We start from the raw sequence: 15948 nt of genomic DNA on the forward strand, positions 1-15948 counted from the left end.
ACGATCTGATGGCGGATATCGCGGTGATTTTTCACTGGCCGCCGTCAGAACTGTACTCCCTTAGCGTGACCGAACTCCTCTTATGGCGCGAAAAAGCGCTGCAGCGAAGCGGAAACCACCATGAGTAATAATGTCAGTCTTCAGGAGCTGCTTAAGGCAGTTGATCGTGCAAGCCGACCGCTTAACGCTCTTCAGAACGCCAGCCTGACTCTCGCGAGCGATATCCGCGATGCGCAGGCGGCGCTGGGGGCGCTCGACGAGCAGGCGGGGCGCATTAACGGCTTCAGAAAAGCAAATGCCCAGCTCGCCACGACGGAGCAGTCGCTTGCTCAGGTGAAACAGCAGGCGGCGGCGCTGGCGTTGCAGTTTAAAAACACACAAAACCCTACTCAGGCACAGGCTGATGCGCTGTCCGCAGCCCGAAAATCGGCAGCCAACCTCAAGCTTGAGTACAACAGCTTACGTTACTCGGTACAGCGTCAGCGGACTGAGCTCGCTCAGGCGGGAATCAACACGCGAACGCTTTCGTCGGATGAGCGTCGTTTAAAAAGTCAGATCGGCGAAAAAACGCAGCAGCTTAACCGACAGCGGGATGCGCTGGCCCGCGTCAATCAGCAGCAGGCGCAGCTGAGTACCGTTCAGAATCGCTACGAGTCAGGCAAACGCGTTGCCGCGCGGGTGCATCAGCTGGCTAATGCGGGCGTGGGCATGGCCAAAGCGGGCTTTGATCAGACGTCCCGGTTTATGGCGCCTGGCATCAGTTTTGAAAAACAGATGTCGACTATTCAGGCAAGCCTTGGTCTGGAGAAGGGTGACGCCCGGCTTGAGGCCATTCGCCAGCAGGCGCGGGAGGTCAGTGCCAGGACCGGAGTACCCGCAGATACGGTCGTCCGTGCACAAACCGAACTGGCTCGTTCAGGCTACGACGCCGATGGGGTTATGGCTGCCACAGTACCCACGGTTAACCTCAGCCTGGCGGGGAATGTCGACGCGGCTAAAGCGGCCGATGTACTTAGCAGCACGCAGGCCGCCTATAACCTGGCCGATACGGATGCGGGACGCATCGCAGATTTACTTACCTGCGGGTTTACCTCTTCGAACACCAGTCTCGTTGAGATGGCGGCGGCCATCACCTCCGCTGCGCCCGCTGCGGATGCGACAGGTATGGGTCTTGAAGAGACAATCGCGCAGCTTGGCGTTCTGACGGAAAAGGGAATGAACGGTGCCGCCGCCGGGGACGCGCTCAGCGCGATGCTGCGACAGTCCCTGGCTCCGGATGCACTGCGTTCAGCCGCGGGTAACGGCGCGCTTGATAAAAAACGCCAGCAGTTGCAGGGGGCAACGGGCAGTGCCGCGCTCGTGGCTTCCGTGCAGACCGACAATCTTGACGGCGATATCAGCAAATTCCAGGCCGCGTGGAGCGGGCTTAAGATTGACGTATTTGATAAAGCAGATGGCGCTTTGCGCAACCTGATAACAACTGCAACCGGCTGGCTTGGCACGGCCTCCCTGTGGGTGAATGCCAACCCTGAGCTGACGCAGACCCTCGCCAGTATTGTTGTCGGCGCGCAGGCATTTGCTGGGGGACTGGGTGGCGTAGGCACGGTTATTGGCCCGGTTCTGACGGGCATCAATATGGTTATTACCGCGGCCGGGATGTTAGGAACGGTATTCAGCGTGGTGGGCGGTGCCGTCATGACGGTGCTGGGCGCCCTTAGCTGGCCGGTGATAGCCCTTGGCGCGGCGATTGCCGCCGGTGCTTTGCTGATTTTCAAATACTGGGAGCCCATCAGCGCCTTCTTTGGCGGGGTGATTGAGGGATTGTCTGCGGTATTCGCACCGCTGGGCGAGCTGTTCTCTCCGCTCTTACAGGCGTTTGGTTTTATCTCAGAAAAACTGGGCGGGATCTGGCAGTGGTTCACTGATCTGATTGCGCCGATTAAGGCGACGCAGGAAACCCTCGACAGCTGTAAAAATGTCGGTGTGGCGTTCGGTCAGGCGCTGGGGGATGCGCTAATGGCACCGCTTAATCTCTTTAACAGCCTGAGCGGTAAGGCCAGCTGGCTGCTGGAAAAACTCGGACTGATCAAAAACGAGTCGGGTCATCTCGACGCCGCGGCGGCAAAAGCAGACGCGGCATCTTCTCCTGCGGGCAGTGCGTCCATTCTGGTGGCGGGGATCTCTGGCGGCGGTCAGGGGTATCAGCCCACCCTCGTGCCGGGAGGACGCTCTTACGTCGATCAGAGTAAAAGCGAATATCACATCACGCTGCAGGGGAGCGCGGCCTCCGCAACGGATCTGACTCGTCAAATCCGGGAGGAAATCGAGAACAGTGAGCGTGATAAAGCGAGACAGCGGCAAGCCAGCTTTATGTACGGTTGAGGAGAGAGAACATGTTAATGGTGCTGGGTCTGTTTGTCTTTGAACGACGAACTTTACCCTATCAGACAATGCAGTTTACAAAGGACTACCGCTGGGCGTCCAACGACCGGATCGGGAAATCTAAAGCCTGGCAGTACCTTGGCGAAGGCGAGACATCTTTTACCCTCTCCGGACTGCTTTACCCGGAGCTCACGGGAGGGCGACTTTCCCTCAAGGCGGTTGAGCTGATGGCGAATGAGGGGAGGGCATGGCCGTTGATAGACGGAACCGGCATCATTCACGGCATGTTTATCATTGAGAAAGTCACGCATACGCATTCGGATTTTTACAGTGACGGTACTGCCCGAAAAATTAATTTTACGCTGGAACTGAAACGCGTGGACGAATCGCTGGTGACGATGTTTGGCGATCTGAGAACCCAGGCCGAAGAGCTGGTGACGAGCGCACGTAATAGCATTGGAGGGCTGGTGGGATGATCACCGAAATGAATATCCGGGCGGGTGGGAAAATCGCCCCTGATTTTATGCTTAAGCTTGACGATCGCGATGTCACACAGAATTTCAGCCACCGTCTTATCAGCCTGAGCATGATCGACAAACGTGGGCTGGAAGCCGATCAGCTGGATATTCAACTGGATGATTCCGACGGGCTGCTAGACTTGCCAGCCCGGGGGGCAAGGCTCTCCTTATGGCTGGGATGGGAGGGAACCCCACTCCAGCCGAAAGGGAGCTTTACGATCGATACGATTGAGTTTCGGGGCGCACCGGATACGCTGACGATTCGGGGATGCAGCGCGGATTTTCGTGGAAAGCTAAACGTGCGGCGCGAACAGTCATGGCATGACACGACGATCGGCGCGATAGTCAACACTATTGCTCAGCGTAACCAGTTAACTGCCAGCGTTGCGGCAGGTCTTTCATCGATTGCCATTTCTCATATCGATCAGTCTCAGGAGACCGACGCTGCGTTTCTCTCTCGACTGGCCGAACGTAATGGCGCCTTTGTTTCAATCAAAGCCGGGAAGGTTATTTTTATGAAGGCGGGCCATGCCGTGACGGCCAGCGGTACGCCGATTCCCTTAATGATGATTGAGCGTGGGGATGGTGATAAGCACCTTTTTTCCGTCGCTGACCGTGAAAATTATTCCGGCGTGACGGCCAAATGGTTGCAAACGCGCGACCCAAAACAACAAAATCCTCAATTGAGTATTTCGCGTCAGTCAGGGGGACAGCCGACAGAAGCACTGCAGCACCCGGATGCCGTCGCACCGGTAGCGGAAACAGGAGGCAAGGAGCAGAAGCCGCAAGAGAGGCTGGTGGGATCGGCGGAAAACGTATTTGAGCTCACCACGGTCTATGCCTCTGAAGAGCAGGCACTCAGGGCCGCAGAGGCGAAGTGGCGCGCGCTTCAGCGGGGTACCGTGAATTTTTCTATCCAGCTGGCGCTGGGGCGAGCCAATCTGTACCCCGAAACGCCGGTATTAGTAAACGGTTTTAAACGCGTTATTGACGAGCAGGCGTGGATTATCAGCGAGGTGGTTCACACCCTCAACAGGAGTGGATTTACCACGCAGCTTAAGCTTGAACTGAATGCCACTGACGAAAAATTCTCTGTCGATAGTGAGTAATTCATTTGCCTTTAAGTTTGTTTTGGGTATCATTGATTCACAAAATGTGAATAAAACGGAGAGGTACATGTTTCATTGTCCTAAGTGCAAGCATTCAGCGCATGCGCGTACCAGTCGCTATTTAAGTGAAAATACCAAAGAGCGCTATCACCAGTGCACCAATGTGGACTGCAGCTGTACGTTCGTGACGATGGAGTCCGTAGAGCGTCTGATTGCGACCCCTGGTGCCTCTGACCATGCCCGAACGGCTTCGCTGAGCCAGGGTTAGCGGGTTCAAAAAAATCAATAAAAAAGCCACTCAATCGAGTGGCTTAATCATATGATTCTACAGCTTAAATTTGGTATTCCCTGCTGGACTAGAACCCGCGACCTGGCGATTCTGAGCTCCATTTTAAAGATTTATAAAACAATAAGTTAGTTTGTTTTTTTATGGGTTTTTGCATCGAATAATGTCAAATATGAAAGCATAGTGAATAGGTTTGCTGCCAACGATGCCTATAAAAAATGATAATCGCCATTCAATAGGTAAAGGGCTAAACCAATCATAAAGGAGCCGAACAGCGAAAACACAGTGTTATACCAGTAGAAGTAGATAGGTGTTTCGGAGCGGTAGATGTAGTAGTTTTCATATGTGCCTTTATACCAACCGACGAAGACCCCACTTCTAAGAGCTTTTGCTGAATGAAAAATCATCCACAATCCGCAAAGAAGTACACAGATCAATACTAATAATGTATCCCATTCCATATATTGTCTTCTAAAAACAATGGTTTATAAAATTGTTGGTGGGTTGGGCAATGCCGCTTCGTTCAGGTGGTCAGGTGCAAAGTAAGCGTAGCGCATCGTTACCTTAATATCAGTGTGACCAGGAATGCGCTGGAGTACAAGGATGTTGCCCCCGCGCATCATAACCTCTGCATCCGAAGGGGTTGCATCAACAACTTTCGTACTAGCCCGCTGCTGGCGGGTTTTTTTATGGAACTCCTGCTGCCATTTCGCTGCCAACGGGATTTAAATAAACAAAAAGGCCACTCGCGTGAGTGGCCTAAGTATATGTATTTACTGCTAAAATTTGGTGGCCCCTGCTGGACTTGAACCAGCGACCAAGCGATTATGAGTCGCCTGCTCTAACCACTGAGCTAAGGGGCCGTGGCGGTGAATTATAAAGTAACTCCCCGCAGCAATCCAGCCATTCACACCTGCCTGCTGTTTTTATAAACAACGCATAATCAATCCTTTATACTTCCATAACGATGTATCAGCGGGAGTAAAGATGATCAACGACATTCTGGCCCCTGGCCTGCGGGTGGTGTTCTGCGGAATCAACCCGGGCAAGTCCTCGGCGCACACCGGTTTTCACTTTGCCCATCCGGGCAATCGCTTCTGGAAGGTGATCTATCAGGCCGGATTTACCGACAGGTTACTCAAGCCCGAAGAGGAGCTGCACCTGCTGGACACGCGCTGCGGAATTACCATGCTGGTCGAGCGGCCGACGGTACAGGCAAGCGAGGTCAACCTGCATGAACTGCGCAGCGGCGGGCGGGAGCTGGTGAAGAAGATTGAAGACTACCAGCCGGCCGCACTGGCGATCCTCGGCAAGCAGGCCTACGAGCAGGCATTCAGCCAGCGCGGGGCTAAGTGGGGTAAGCAGAGCATCATGATTGGCGTTACGCAGGTGTGGGTGTTGCCGAACCCGAGCGGGCTCAACAGGGCGACGCTGGATAAGCTGGTGGAGGCCTACAGGGAACTTGATGAGGCGCTGATGGTGCGGGGGCTTTAGCTCCTTTGCGGTCTGATGCCCTCACCCACAGGTCGAGGGAATAAACAAAAAAAAGCTCCCGATTGGGAGCTTTTTCACTGTCAGAACAGATTAGTCGTCCAGGAAGCTACGCAGCACTTCAGAGCGGCTTGGGTGACGCAGCTTACGCAGCGCCTTCGCTTCGATCTGACGGATACGTTCGCGGGTAACGTCGAACTGTTTACCCACTTCTTCCAGGGTATGGTCGGTGTTCATATCGATACCGAAACGCATACGCAGCACTTTCGCTTCACGGGCGGTCAGGCCAGCCAGAACATCGTGCGTTGCGGCACGCAGGCTCTCGGTGGTGGCAGAGTCAAGCGGCAGCTCGAGGGTGGTATCCTCGATGAAATCACCCAGATGCGAATCTTCATCATCACCGATTGGTGTTTCCATGGAGATTGGCTCTTTGGCGATCTTCAGCACTTTACGGATCTTGTCTTCCGGCATCAGCATGCGCTCGGCCAGCTCTTCCGGCGTCGGCTCGCGACCCATCTCCTGCAGCATCTGGCGGGAAATACGGTTGAGCTTGTTGATGGTCTCAATCATATGCACCGGAATACGGATGGTGCGCGCCTGATCCGCGATAGAGCGGGTGATAGCCTGACGGATCCACCAGGTTGCGTAGGTGGAGAACTTGTAACCACGACGGTATTCAAACTTGTCTACCGCTTTCATCAGACCGATGTTGCCTTCCTGAATCAGATCCAGGAACTGCAGACCGCGGTTGGTGTATTTCTTGGCGATAGAGATAACCAGACGCAAGTTCGCTTCAACCATCTCTTTCTTCGCACGGCGGGCTTTCGCTTCACCGATGGACATGCGACGGTTGATATCTTTAACCTGCTCGATGGTCAGGCCGGTCTCTTCTTCAATCTGCTGCAGCTTCTGCAGGCCGCGATACACGTCTTCTTTCACGTCGTGCAGTTTTTCAGACCACGGCTTGTTCATCGCAATAGCCGCGTTGAACCAGGTTTCGCTGGTTTCGTTGCCGGTGAAGAGGGTGATGAAGTTCTTCTTCGGCATTTTGCACTGCTCAACGCACAGCTTCATGATGATGCGTTCCTGGGTACGTACGCGATCCATCATCACGCGCATGCTGTTCACCAGGTAGTCGAACTGTTTTGGCACCAGGCGGAACTGTTTGAACACTTCAGACAGTTTCAGGATCTCTTCCTGAGCGGCTGCGTGGCTGCGGCCTTTCGCTTTGATGGTGTCACGCGTCACTTCGTACTGAGTACGCAGCTCGGCAAACTTCTCGCGCGCCAGTTCCGGGTCGATGCTGTTGTCATCATCGGCGCTGTCGTCGTCGCTCTCTTCCTCATCTTCGTCTTCGTCATCATCCATCTCTTCCTGAGACAGTTCAGAACCGACGTGAGTGGCGGTAGGTGCCATATCTTCTTCAGCGTTCGGGTCGACAAAACCGGTGATCAGGTCAGACAGGCGCGCTTCTTCCGCTTCAACGCGATCGTACTGCTCCAGCAGATAGGTGATCGCTTCCGGGTACTCGGCAACAGAGCACTGAACCTGGTTGATCCCATCTTCGATGCGTTTTGCGATGTCAATTTCGCCTTCGCGGGTCAACAGTTCAACGGTACCCATTTCGCGCATGTACATGCGGACCGGGTCAGTGGTACGCCCGATTTCAGATTCCACGCTGGACAGTACCTGTGCAGCAGCTTCTTCCGCATCTTCGTCAGTGTTGTTGGAGGTTTCAGCCAGCAACAGATCATCGGCATCCGGTGCTTCTTCCATCACCTGAATGCCCATGTCATTGATCATTTGGATGATGTCTTCGATTTGATCTGAATCGACGATATCTTCCGGCAGATGGTCATTGACCTCGGCATAGGTCAGATAGCCTTGCTCCTTACCACGTTGGACAAGAAGTTTCAGCTGTGACTGCGGGTTTTGCTCCATAAGACGGTATCCACACTTAATTCGTTTGATTGGTGTCGGCGATGGGGCTGCCAACCTTTAAAGCGAGGGCGTACTTATATTTTTGCCGCTGCCTCTCAGTGCGGCTGCCGGGGGCTTCCCGATCGATATTCGGCACTTAAGCCGTTAAATTTATTTATTTCTTCGCCAGTTCCTGGTTAATCATCCAGAGCTCCCGGCGTTCTTCGCTGCTCAAACCGTGTGTGCGCTCGCGAGCTATCAACTCTTCCTGGCGCAGCTCAAGCATCGAATCAAACATATGGTTGAGTGAGTCGGTGAACGTTTTTTCTGCAATGTCCTTATCTGCTATATCGTCCCACATCGACAATTTTTCAAGGGTAGCGGCCTCTTTTGTGCCGCGATAATGCTCTAAAAGTTGTCCGGTGGTCAGACCTGGCTGAGACAAACAGGTGTTGACCAGTTCTGAAAATAAGCCAAGCCCGGGCAATTTTTCGTGGTTCAAACCCGCCAGCGACGGCACCTGTGGCGCCAGCTCGGGGTTTTGTACCAGTAACCCTATCAGTATACGCATGGTTGTGCGTTTTAGCTGAGGCGCGGGGCGAACCGCACCGTTTTCAGCCTGTTTAGGCATTAAACGTTCAAGCTGGCTGTCATCCAGAATGCCGAGCTTGTTGCCTAGCTCCTGACGCAGGTAGATGCGCAGCGTTTCGCCGGGCACCTGACTGATTAACGGCAGCGCCAGCGTGCTGAGCTGCGCGCGCCCGTCAGGGGTACTCAAATCAACCTGCGGCATCAGGCTGTTAAACAAAAACGTGGAGAGCGGCTGAGCCTGCTCCATCCGCGCTTCAAATGCCGCTTTGCCCTCTTTACGCACCAGCGTATCCGGGTCTTCACCGTCGGGCAGGAACATAAAGCGCAACTGACGCCCGTCGGTCATATAGGGTAGCGCGGTTTCCAGCGCGCGCCAGGCGGCATCGCGTCCGGCGCGGTCTCCGTCGTAACAACAAATCACGTTGTTGGTCACGCGGAACAGCAGCTGGATGTGATCCGCCGTCGTGGACGTTCCTAACGACGCAACCGCGTAGTTAATGTCGTACTGCGCCAGCGCAACGACGTCCATATAGCCTTCGACGACCAGAAGACGCGGAGGTTCCGCGTTATCCTGCTGCGCCTCATAAAGGCCGTAAAGCTGGCGGCCCTTATGGAAAATATCGGTTTCCGGGGAGTTGAGGTACTTCGGCAGGGCATCACCCAGCACGCGACCACCAAAACCAATTACCCGGCCTCGCTTGTCGCGGATTGGGAACATTACCCGTTCGCGGAAGCGGTCGTAGCTTCGTCCCTGGTCGTTGGTGACCAGCATGCCTGCATCGATGAGAGACTTACGATCTTCGCTCTTGCCGCCAAAACGCTTTAACACGTTGTCCCAGCCGGGCGGGGCGTAGCCAATAGCGAAACGCGCAATGACATCGTCGCTCAGTCCGCGCTTGTTCAGATACTGACGCGCAGGCTCAGCCGCAGAGTGCTTAAGAGACTGTTGGTAAAACGAATTCAGGCCATCCATCAGTTGATACAGCGTTTGCCGTTGATGGCGCTCGATCTGACTTGGCCCACTGCCAGCTTCATACGGCACTTCAAGGTTATGCATTGCCGCCAGCTCTTCGACGGTTTCAACGAACTCGAGCTTGTCGTAGTTCATTAAAAAATCGACGGCATTACCGTGAGCACCACAGCCGAAGCAATGGTAAAACTGCTTTTCACCGTTTACGGTGAAGGAGGGGGTTTTTTCGTTATGGAACGGACAGCACGCATGGTAATTCTTGCCCTGCTTCTTCAGCTTTACCCGCGCGTCGATGAGATCGACGATGTCGGTTCTGGCGAGCAGGTCATTGATGAAAACGCGTGGGATTCTTCCGGCCATATGCCCCAAAATTTAAGCGACTTATAAACGAAAACAAGCCGCGCATTCCTTCCGGAAGCACGGCCTTACGACTACTACTCTGTCTGTCAATTGAGGGCTGAGGCCCTCAACCAATTAGTACAGACGAGTACGGCGTGCGTTTTCGCGAGCCAGTTTCTTCGCGTGACGTTTCACAGCGGAAGCTTTAGCGCGCTTACGTTCGGTCGTTGGTTTTTCATAAAACTCACGACGACGAACTTCAGCCAGAACACCTGCTTTCTCGCATGAACGTTTGAAGCGACGCAGTGCTACGTCGAACGGCTCGTTTTCACGTACTTTAATTACCGGCATGTAACTCTCACCTTTAATAAATTCGGTTTGCCGCTGGCATCAACGCCAGCTTATTTCAAAATGGTGCGGAATTTTACTGCAAATGCTGCTGCTTTGTAAAGCACCGATGCGATTTTGAAAGGGACTTTAATAAGGGTGAGGAGTATACACGAGCCTTCTTCCTGGGGCGAACAAAGTTTTACATCAACCCGCCCAGGCTCTACACTGCGCGGTATTGAAACGAGGTAAAACAAGTCATGCGTGTACTGGGTATTGAAACATCCTGCGATGAAACCGGCATCGCCATTTACGACGACGAAAAAGGGCTTCTGGCCAACCAACTGTATAGTCAGGTGAAATTGCACGCTGACTACGGCGGCGTCGTGCCTGAACTGGCCTCTCGTGACCACGTGCGTAAAACGGTTCCCCTGATTCAGGCGGCGCTGAAAGAGGCCGGGTTAAGTTCAACCGATATTGATGCCGTAGCCTACACTGCGGGGCCGGGTCTGGTCGGCGCGCTGCTGGTCGGTGCGACCGTTGGCCGTTCGCTGGCCTTCGCGTGGGATGTGCCGGCCATCCCGGTTCACCATATGGAAGGGCACCTTCTGGCGCCGATGCTGGAAGAGAATCCGCCTGAATTCCCGTTTGTGGCGCTGCTGGTCTCCGGCGGCCATACGCAGCTGATTAGCGTCACGGGCATTGGCAAGTACGAGCTGCTGGGCGAGTCGATCGACGACGCTGCCGGTGAAGCGTTCGACAAAACCGCCAAGCTGCTGGGACTCGATTACCCAGGCGGCCCGATGCTGTCCAAAATGGCTGCGCAGGGAACGGAAGGGCGCTTTGTCTTCCCGCGTCCGATGACCGACCGTCCGGGGCTGGACTTCAGCTTCTCCGGGCTGAAAACCTTCGCGGCCAACACGATCCGCAATAACGACGACAGCGAGCAGACCCGCGCCGATATCGCCCGCGCGTTTGAAGATGCGGTGGTGGATACGCTGATGATCAAGTGCAAGCGCGCGCTGGATCAGACCGGCTTCAAGCGTCTGGTGATGGCGGGCGGCGTCAGCGCCAACCGCACGCTGCGCGCGAAGCTCGCCGAGATGATGCAAAAGCGTCGTGGGGAAGTGTTCTACGCCCGTCCGGAATTCTGTACCGATAACGGGGCGATGATTGCCTACGCCGGTATGGTGCGCCTGAACGCTGGCGCAACGTCTGACCTGAGCGTGTCCGTGCGTCCGCGCTGGCCGCTGGCGGAACTGCCTGAGGCGTGAGTTTTTTTGCCCGGTGGCGCTGCGCTTACCGGGCCTACAAAACCGTAGGCCGGGTCAGGCGAAGCCGCCACCCGGCAATAACCCGCACTACACCCGCAGCATCCCTTTCTCTTCCAGAAACGCAATAATCGTCCCCAGACCGTCTCCCGCTTTCAGGTTGGTAAAGGTCCACGGACGCTCGCCGCGCATGCGGTTGGTGTCGCGCTCCATCACCTCCAGCGACGCCCCCACGTACGGCGCGAGATCGGTTTTGTTAATCACCAAAAAATCGGACTTGGTGATCCCCGGCCCGCCCTTGCGCGGGATTTTTTCCCCTTCGGCCACGTCGATCACGTAGATGGTCAGATCCGCCAGCTCCGGGCTGAAGGTCGCGCTCAGGTTGTCCCCGCCGCTTTCCACGAAGATCAGATCCAGATTGCCGAACTTCTCGCTGAGCGCTTCCACCGCCGCCAGGTTCATCGAGGCGTCCTCGCGGATGGCGGTATGCGGGCAGCCGCCGGTCTCCACGCCCACGATGCGCTCCGGCGCCAGCGCGCCCGCCTCGGTCAGGATGCGCTGATCCTCTTTGGTGTAGATATCGTTGGTCACCACCGCCAGGTGATATGTGTCGCGCATTGCCTTGCAGAGCGCTTCCAGCAGCGCGGTTTTGCCCGACCCTACCGGGCCACCCACGCCCACGCGCAGGGGATGTTTGTAATCAGCCATGTTGACTCCTCAGGAACGGAATAGTCGTGAATATTGGGTTTCGTGGCGCGCGGAGGCGATGGCGGACAGCGGCGTAGCTGCTCCCAGCGCGTCGTCGCGACGTAAAAAGGCCTGTTCAAGCCCGGCGGCAAAATGGTCGCTCAGCTCGATAATCAGCTGCTGCGCCGCCTGCTGCCCAAACGGCACCAGCTTGACGCCCGCCATGACCGCGCTCTCAATCCAGCTGTAACCGAGGCTCAGCGCCAGCTCGCGCACGTCAATGCCCCAGCGCACGCCGAGCCACGCCATGCCGCAGAGCTGGCTTTGCCTGCACAGCGCCAGCCATTCTGTCGAGCAGTCCGGCTCCCAGCTTTTGATGAGACGCGTAAAGGCCGCTCCGCGGTTGCGTTCTTCTTCGCGCAGCTCGCGCGTTTCCCGACAGGCGAGCAGGTATGCCGTCCAGCGTTTGGCCGTCGCCAGGTCGTTCCGATTGCAGGCCTGGCAGAGACGGTGAAACAGCGGCAGATCGACACAGAAAAAACTCTGCTCCATCTGCTGGATCTGCCAGCGTTTAAAGGCGTCGGCGTCCGTGACCCAGCCCGCCTCCACGGCCCACTCCAGCCCCTGCGACCAGGTAAACGACCCGACCGGCAGGCTGCTGCTGGAGAGCTGCATCAGGCGCAGCCACTGGCGGGCGTGCTCCATCAGCTCATCAGCGCCAGCAGGGCGGAGACGATCAGCCCGCCGCCGAAGGTTTTACGCAGCCCGTCGTGACGGCGCAGCAGCAAGCCTGCGGCGAAACTGGCGCACAGCACCGTCGCGCTGGCGAACATAAACCCGCTGGTGAACAGCCAGAAGCTATGGCCGGACATCTCCACGCCGTGCGCCCAGCCGTGGAACATCGCCAGGGCAGGCACCGCCAGCAGCAGACGGTTTTCAGTCTTAAACATCATCGCGCCGCTGACCGCCAGCGAGGCGATAATCAGCATCTCCATGCCGCTAAAGCCGCCGAGCAGGCTGCCTGCGATGGCGCCGACAAGCATCATCCCGAGGGTGGCAAACGGCAGCAGGAGCTTGCGGCCGCTCAGCGCCGAGAGCACGCCTGCGCCCGCTAGCATCAGCAGGTGATCGAGCCCGGTCAGCGGATGGAAAAAACCAGCCTGAAAGCTGTCGGCACCGTGGCCGGGATGCGCGAGCGCGGGAACGGAAAAAGCCAGCAGTAACAGGGGGAGTAACTTGCGCATGATGAGTCCTTAATGTGAATGGGCGTGAGCGTGGCTATGGCTGTGGGCATCGCTGGCATACGCGCCCGCTTCCGGTTCAAACGGCAGGCTGGCGTAGGTCACCTCCAGCCCAAACTGGCGCAGCATATCGTCGAGAACGTGATCGTGGTGATAGCGCAGCTCGCCGGGCATCACCTGCAGCGGCACGTGGCGGTTGCCCAGGTGGTAGCAGGCGCGGGCCAGCAGGAACGGGTCGGCGCAGCGCACCACGGAGACGGACTCAGCCGCTGCGATCACTTCGATCACCTCACTGCCGTCGTCGGTGGTCAGCAGGTCGCCCCCGCGCAGCAGCAGGCCGCGCGGCAGCATCAGCCCGGCTTCGCGCCCGTCGTTCAGCGATACGCGTGCACGGCTTTTCACCCGCACGTCAATCGGCAGCGTGACGCTGGCGGTGATCGGGTGCGCGTGGTCCAGACGTTGGGTTAAATAGATCATCATTACTCCTCAAAACAGGAAATAGCGTTGCGCCATCGGCAGAACGTCAGCCGGTTCGCTGGTAATCAGTTCGCCGTCGACGCGCACCTCGTAGGTTTGCGAATCAACGGTGATGTTCGGTTGCAGAGCGTTGTGGATCATGTCCGCCTTTTTCACCGTCCGGCAGCCTTTCACCACCGCGGTGGCGCTCTGCAGGTTGAGCTGCTGCGGGATGCCGTTCGCACTGGCGGCCTGCGAGATAAACGTCAGCCGTGTGGCGTGGCGCGCGGCGCCCAGCGATCCAAACATCGGACGGTAATGCACCGGCTGCGGCGTGGGGATTGAAGCGTTGATGTCGCCCATCGGCGCGCAGGCGATCATCCCGCCCTTGACGATGGTGGCGGGCTTGACGCCGAAGAACGCCGGGGACCAGACCACCAGATCTGCCAGCTTGCCCGCCTCAATCGAGCCCACTTCATGGGCGATACCGTGGGTCAGCGCCGGGTTAATGGTGTATTTGGCGACGTAGCGCTTCACGCGGAAGTTGTCGTTCTCGCCGGTCTCTTCCGGCAGCGCGCCGCGCTGGACCTTCATGCGGTGCGCGACCTGCCAGGTGCGGATAATCACTTCCCCGACGCGGCCCATGGCCTGCGAATCTGACGAGGTGAGCGAAAACGCGCCGATATCGTGCAGCACGTCTTCCGCGGCGATGGTCTCCCGACGAATGCGGGATTCGGCAAACGCCACGTCCTCGGCGATATCCGGGTCGAGGTGATGACAAACCATCAGCATGTCGAGATGCTCGTCGATGGTGTTCACCGTGTAGGGCAAGGTCGGGTTGGTGGAAGAGGGCAGAATATTCGGGTGCGCGCAGGCGGTGATGATATCCGGCGCGTGGCCGCCGCCCGCGCCTTCGGTGTGGAAGGTGTGGATGGTGCGCCCGCCAATGGCGGCCAGCGTATCTTCGACAAACCCGGACTCGTTCAGCGTGTCGCTGTGCAGCGCCACCTGAATGTCCATCTCTTCGGCCACCTCCAGCGAGCAGTTGATCGCCGCAGGCGTGGCGCCCCAGTCTTCGTGGATCTTCAGCCCGCTGGCGCCCGCGGCAATCTGCTCGCGCAGGGCATCCGGGTTGGAGCCGTTCCCCTTGCCGAGCAGGCCGATATTCACCGGAAGCGTATCGGCAGCCTGCAGCATGCGGGCGATATACCACGGCCCCGGCGTGCAGGTGGTGGCGTTGGTGCCCGCCGCCGGACCGGTGCCGCCGCCGATCATGGTGGTGACGCCGGAGACCAGCGCCTCTTCCGCCTGCTGCGGGCAGATCCAGTGGATGTGGGTGTCGATCCCACCTGCGGTGACGATCTTCCCTTCGGCGGCGATGACTTCGGTTGCGGCACCAATTGGGATCGTCACGCCGGGCTGAATGTCCGGGTTGCCGGCTTTGCCGACGGCAAAGATCCGCCCGTTCTTGACGCCGATATCGGCTTTCACGATCCCCCAGTGATCGACGATCAGCGCGTTGGTCAGCACCAGATCCACGCAGTCGTCTGCGGTCATCTGCCCCTGACCCATGCCGTCGCGGATCACCTTCCCGCCGCCGAACTTGACCTCTTCGCCGTAGATCGTGAGATCGTCTTCCACTTCAATCCACAGCTCGCTGTCGGCCAGCCGCACTTTATCGCCGGTGGTGGGGCCGAACATATCGGCATAGGCCTGGCGCGAAATCTCAGCCATGTTTCACCTCACCCATTACCTCGCCGCGAAAGCCGACAATGCGCTGCGCACCCGTGACCTGAACCAGCGTCACTTCGCGCTTCTGGCCGGGCTCAAAGCGCACGGCGGTGCCTGCCGGGATGTTCAGCCGGTAGCCCCGGGTGACCTCACGGTCAAACTTCAGCGCCGGGTTGACCTCGTAAAAGTGATAGTGCGATCCGACCTGGATCGGCCTGTCGCCGTGATTTTCGACAATCACGGTTTGGGTTTCGCGCCCGACGTTGATCGCAATCGCGCCGGGCTGGATCTGGTATTCGCCTGGGATCATCACGCGCTCCTTAGACGATCGGGTTGTGGACGGTGACGAGCTTGGACCCGTCCGGGAAGGTGGCTTCCACCTGGATATCCGGGATCATCTCCGGCACGCCCTCCATTACCTGGTCGCGCGTCAGGACGTGGCGGCCCGCCTCCATCAGCGAGGCGACGGTTTCACCATCGCGCGCGCCTTCCATGATGAAGGCGCTGATCAACGCGACCGATTCCGGGTAATTGAGCTTTACCCCGCGCGCAAGGCGGCGTTCGGCAACCAGCGCGGCGGTAAACAGCAACAGCTTGTCTTTTTCTCTGGGGGTCAGTTCCATAACGTT

At 57.4% G+C, this 15948-nt stretch carries 18 protein-coding genes, 1 tRNA gene and 1 pseudogene; 7 read left to right on the forward strand and 13 right to left on the reverse strand.

The window, feature by feature from the left end; translation table 11 throughout:
• The first annotated feature begins 8 nt into the window (after window positions 1-8).
• The 5 genes from LLF79_RS12215 (at window position 9) to LLF79_RS12235 (ending at window position 4277) form a co-directional block, all read left to right on the forward strand.
• Window positions 9-128 carry a GpE family phage tail protein gene (locus tag LLF79_RS12215; protein ID WP_023616176.1) on the forward strand — a complete coding sequence of 40 codons (120 nt, stop codon included), beginning with the start codon at window positions 9-11 and terminating at the stop codon, window positions 126-128.
• Entirely contained in the window at window positions 121-2382 is a 2262-nt protein-coding gene (locus LLF79_RS12220) for a phage tail tape measure protein (protein ID WP_227879571.1), read from the forward strand. Before LLF79_RS12215 ends, LLF79_RS12220 begins: the two co-directional genes overlap by 8 nt.
• A gap of 11 nt (window positions 2383-2393) precedes the next feature.
• Entirely contained in the window at window positions 2394-2858 is a 465-nt protein-coding gene (locus LLF79_RS12225; protein WP_206805914.1) for a phage tail protein, read from the forward strand.
• The gene (locus LLF79_RS12230) at window positions 2855-4009 is read left to right on the forward strand and encodes a phage late control D family protein (protein ID WP_069598792.1); all 1155 of its coding nucleotides are present in this window, start codon (window positions 2855-2857) and stop codon (window positions 4007-4009) included. The genes LLF79_RS12225 and LLF79_RS12230 overlap by 4 nt, the downstream gene beginning before the upstream one ends.
• 67 nt (window positions 4010-4076) lie before the next feature.
• A complete protein-coding gene (locus LLF79_RS12235; protein WP_069598791.1) occupies window positions 4077-4277 on the forward strand; it encodes an ogr/Delta-like zinc finger family protein in 201 nt (66 codons plus the stop codon).
• 227 nt (window positions 4278-4504) lie between these two features.
• Here LLF79_RS12235 and LLF79_RS27055 read toward each other — a convergent pair whose 3' ends face one another.
• The 3 genes and pseudogenes from LLF79_RS27055 to LLF79_RS12250 form a co-directional block, all read right to left on the reverse strand.
• Window positions 4505-4756 (reverse strand): DUF2542 family protein, encoded by a 252-nt coding sequence (locus LLF79_RS27055; RefSeq protein ID WP_110915166.1) that lies wholly within the window; start codon window positions 4754-4756, stop codon window positions 4505-4507.
• Window positions 4757-4780: 24 nt separating this feature from the next.
• Window positions 4781-4918 (reverse strand): annotated as a pseudogene (locus LLF79_RS12245) (site-specific integrase); the annotation flags it as partial.
• 164 nt (window positions 4919-5082) lie between these two features.
• Window positions 5083-5158: transfer RNA gene (locus LLF79_RS12250), tRNA-Ile, on the reverse strand.
• 124 nt (window positions 5159-5282) lie between these two features.
• Between LLF79_RS12250 and mug the strand changes: the two genes are divergently transcribed.
• A complete protein-coding gene (gene mug, locus LLF79_RS12255; protein WP_032675517.1) occupies window positions 5283-5789 on the forward strand; it encodes a G/U mismatch-specific DNA glycosylase in 507 nt (168 codons plus the stop codon).
• Between the two features lie 90 nt (window positions 5790-5879).
• Here the strand turns inward: mug and rpoD are convergent, their stop codons facing one another.
• The 3 genes from rpoD to rpsU all read right to left on the reverse strand — a co-directional run bounded on the left by rpoD (window position 5880) and on the right by rpsU (window position 9957).
• On the reverse strand, window positions 5880-7727 hold the full coding sequence (rpoD, locus tag LLF79_RS12260; protein ID WP_008503184.1) for an RNA polymerase sigma factor RpoD: 1848 nt from the start codon (window positions 7725-7727) through the stop codon (window positions 5880-5882).
• A gap of 154 nt (window positions 7728-7881) precedes the next feature.
• Window positions 7882-9627, reverse strand: a complete 1746-nt coding sequence (gene dnaG / locus LLF79_RS12265; protein ID WP_206805401.1) for a DNA primase — start codon at window positions 9625-9627, stop codon at window positions 7882-7884.
• 114 nt (window positions 9628-9741) lie between these two features.
• Entirely contained in the window at window positions 9742-9957 is a 216-nt protein-coding gene (gene rpsU, locus LLF79_RS12270; RefSeq protein WP_001144069.1) for a 30S ribosomal protein S21, read from the reverse strand.
• Between the two features lie 236 nt (window positions 9958-10193).
• Between rpsU and tsaD the strand changes: the two genes are divergently transcribed.
• Window positions 10194-11207, forward strand: coding sequence for a tRNA (adenosine(37)-N6)-threonylcarbamoyltransferase complex transferase subunit TsaD (gene tsaD / locus LLF79_RS12275; RefSeq protein WP_008503186.1), 1014 nt, complete (start codon window positions 10194-10196; stop codon window positions 11205-11207).
• 87 nt (window positions 11208-11294) lie between these two features.
• Here tsaD and ureG read toward each other — a convergent pair whose 3' ends face one another.
• Genes ureG through LLF79_RS12310 form a run of 7 tightly spaced genes read right to left on the reverse strand, consistent with a single transcriptional unit; the run spans window position 11295 to window position 15942 of the window.
• Window positions 11295-11912, reverse strand: coding sequence for an urease accessory protein UreG (ureG, locus tag LLF79_RS12280; protein WP_008503187.1), 618 nt, complete (start codon window positions 11910-11912; stop codon window positions 11295-11297).
• A gap of 9 nt (window positions 11913-11921) precedes the next feature.
• Window positions 11922-12596, reverse strand: a complete 675-nt coding sequence (locus LLF79_RS12285) for an urease accessory protein UreF (protein WP_227879572.1) — start codon at window positions 12594-12596, stop codon at window positions 11922-11924.
• Window positions 12596-13135, reverse strand: a complete 540-nt coding sequence (locus LLF79_RS12290; protein WP_181367552.1) for a HupE/UreJ family protein — start codon at window positions 13133-13135, stop codon at window positions 12596-12598. Before LLF79_RS12290 ends, LLF79_RS12285 begins: the two co-directional genes overlap by 1 nt.
• Before the next feature lie 9 nt (window positions 13136-13144).
• Entirely contained in the window at window positions 13145-13609 is a 465-nt protein-coding gene (ureE, locus tag LLF79_RS12295) for an urease accessory protein UreE (RefSeq protein WP_206805408.1), read from the reverse strand.
• A 9-nt stretch (window positions 13610-13618) separates the two neighbouring features.
• Window positions 13619-15322, reverse strand: coding sequence for an urease subunit alpha (gene ureC / locus LLF79_RS12300; protein ID WP_227879573.1), 1704 nt, complete (start codon window positions 15320-15322; stop codon window positions 13619-13621).
• Window positions 15315-15629, reverse strand: coding sequence for an urease subunit beta (locus LLF79_RS12305; protein WP_024906478.1), 315 nt, complete (start codon window positions 15627-15629; stop codon window positions 15315-15317). The genes ureC and LLF79_RS12305 overlap by 8 nt, the downstream gene beginning before the upstream one ends.
• A gap of 10 nt (window positions 15630-15639) precedes the next feature.
• On the reverse strand, window positions 15640-15942 hold the full coding sequence (locus tag LLF79_RS12310) for an urease subunit gamma (protein ID WP_003862556.1): 303 nt from the start codon (window positions 15940-15942) through the stop codon (window positions 15640-15642).
• Window positions 15943-15948: the final 6 nt, after the last annotated feature.

Source organism: Enterobacter cloacae complex sp. 2021EL-01169 (assembly GCF_020733125.1).
GTDB lineage: Bacteria > Pseudomonadota > Gammaproteobacteria > Enterobacterales > Enterobacteriaceae > Enterobacter > Enterobacter roggenkampii.

Coding starts and splice junctions, on each gene's coding strand:
- LLF79_RS12230 (WP_069598792.1), top strand. CDS start 2,855: ATGATCACCGAAATGAATATCCGGGCGGGTGGGAAAATCGCCCCTGAT.
- tsaD (WP_008503186.1), top strand. CDS start 10,194: ATGCGTGTACTGGGTATTGAAACATCCTGCGATGAAACCGGCATCGCC.
- LLF79_RS12305 (WP_024906478.1), bottom strand. CDS start 15,629: ATGATCCCAGGCGAATACCAGATCCAGCCCGGCGCGATTGCGATCAAC.
- mug (WP_032675517.1), top strand. CDS start 5,283: ATGATCAACGACATTCTGGCCCCTGGCCTGCGGGTGGTGTTCTGCGGA.
- ureG (WP_008503187.1), bottom strand. CDS start 11,912: ATGGCTGATTACAAACATCCCCTGCGCGTGGGCGTGGGTGGCCCGGTA.
- rpsU (WP_001144069.1), bottom strand. CDS start 9,957: ATGCCGGTAATTAAAGTACGTGAAAACGAGCCGTTCGACGTAGCACTG.
- LLF79_RS12220 (WP_227879571.1), top strand. CDS start 121: ATGAGTAATAATGTCAGTCTTCAGGAGCTGCTTAAGGCAGTTGATCGT.
- dnaG (WP_206805401.1), bottom strand. CDS start 9,627: ATGGCCGGAAGAATCCCACGCGTTTTCATCAATGACCTGCTCGCCAGA.
- LLF79_RS12290 (WP_181367552.1), bottom strand. CDS start 13,135: ATGCGCAAGTTACTCCCCCTGTTACTGCTGGCTTTTTCCGTTCCCGCG.
- LLF79_RS12225 (WP_206805914.1), top strand. CDS start 2,394: ATGTTAATGGTGCTGGGTCTGTTTGTCTTTGAACGACGAACTTTACCC.
- ureE (WP_206805408.1), bottom strand. CDS start 13,609: ATGATCTATTTAACCCAACGTCTGGACCACGCGCACCCGATCACCGCC.
- LLF79_RS12310 (WP_003862556.1), bottom strand. CDS start 15,942: ATGGAACTGACCCCCAGAGAAAAAGACAAGCTGTTGCTGTTTACCGCC.
- LLF79_RS27055 (WP_110915166.1), bottom strand. CDS start 4,756: ATGGAATGGGATACATTATTAGTATTGATCTGTGTACTTCTTTGCGGA.
- rpoD (WP_008503184.1), bottom strand. CDS start 7,727: ATGGAGCAAAACCCGCAGTCACAGCTGAAACTTCTTGTCCAACGTGGT.
- LLF79_RS12215 (WP_023616176.1), top strand. CDS start 9: ATGGCGGATATCGCGGTGATTTTTCACTGGCCGCCGTCAGAACTGTAC.
- ureC (WP_227879573.1), bottom strand. CDS start 15,322: ATGGCTGAGATTTCGCGCCAGGCCTATGCCGATATGTTCGGCCCCACC.
- LLF79_RS12285 (WP_227879572.1), bottom strand. CDS start 12,596: ATGGAGCACGCCCGCCAGTGGCTGCGCCTGATGCAGCTCTCCAGCAGC.
- LLF79_RS12235 (WP_069598791.1), top strand. CDS start 4,077: ATGTTTCATTGTCCTAAGTGCAAGCATTCAGCGCATGCGCGTACCAGT.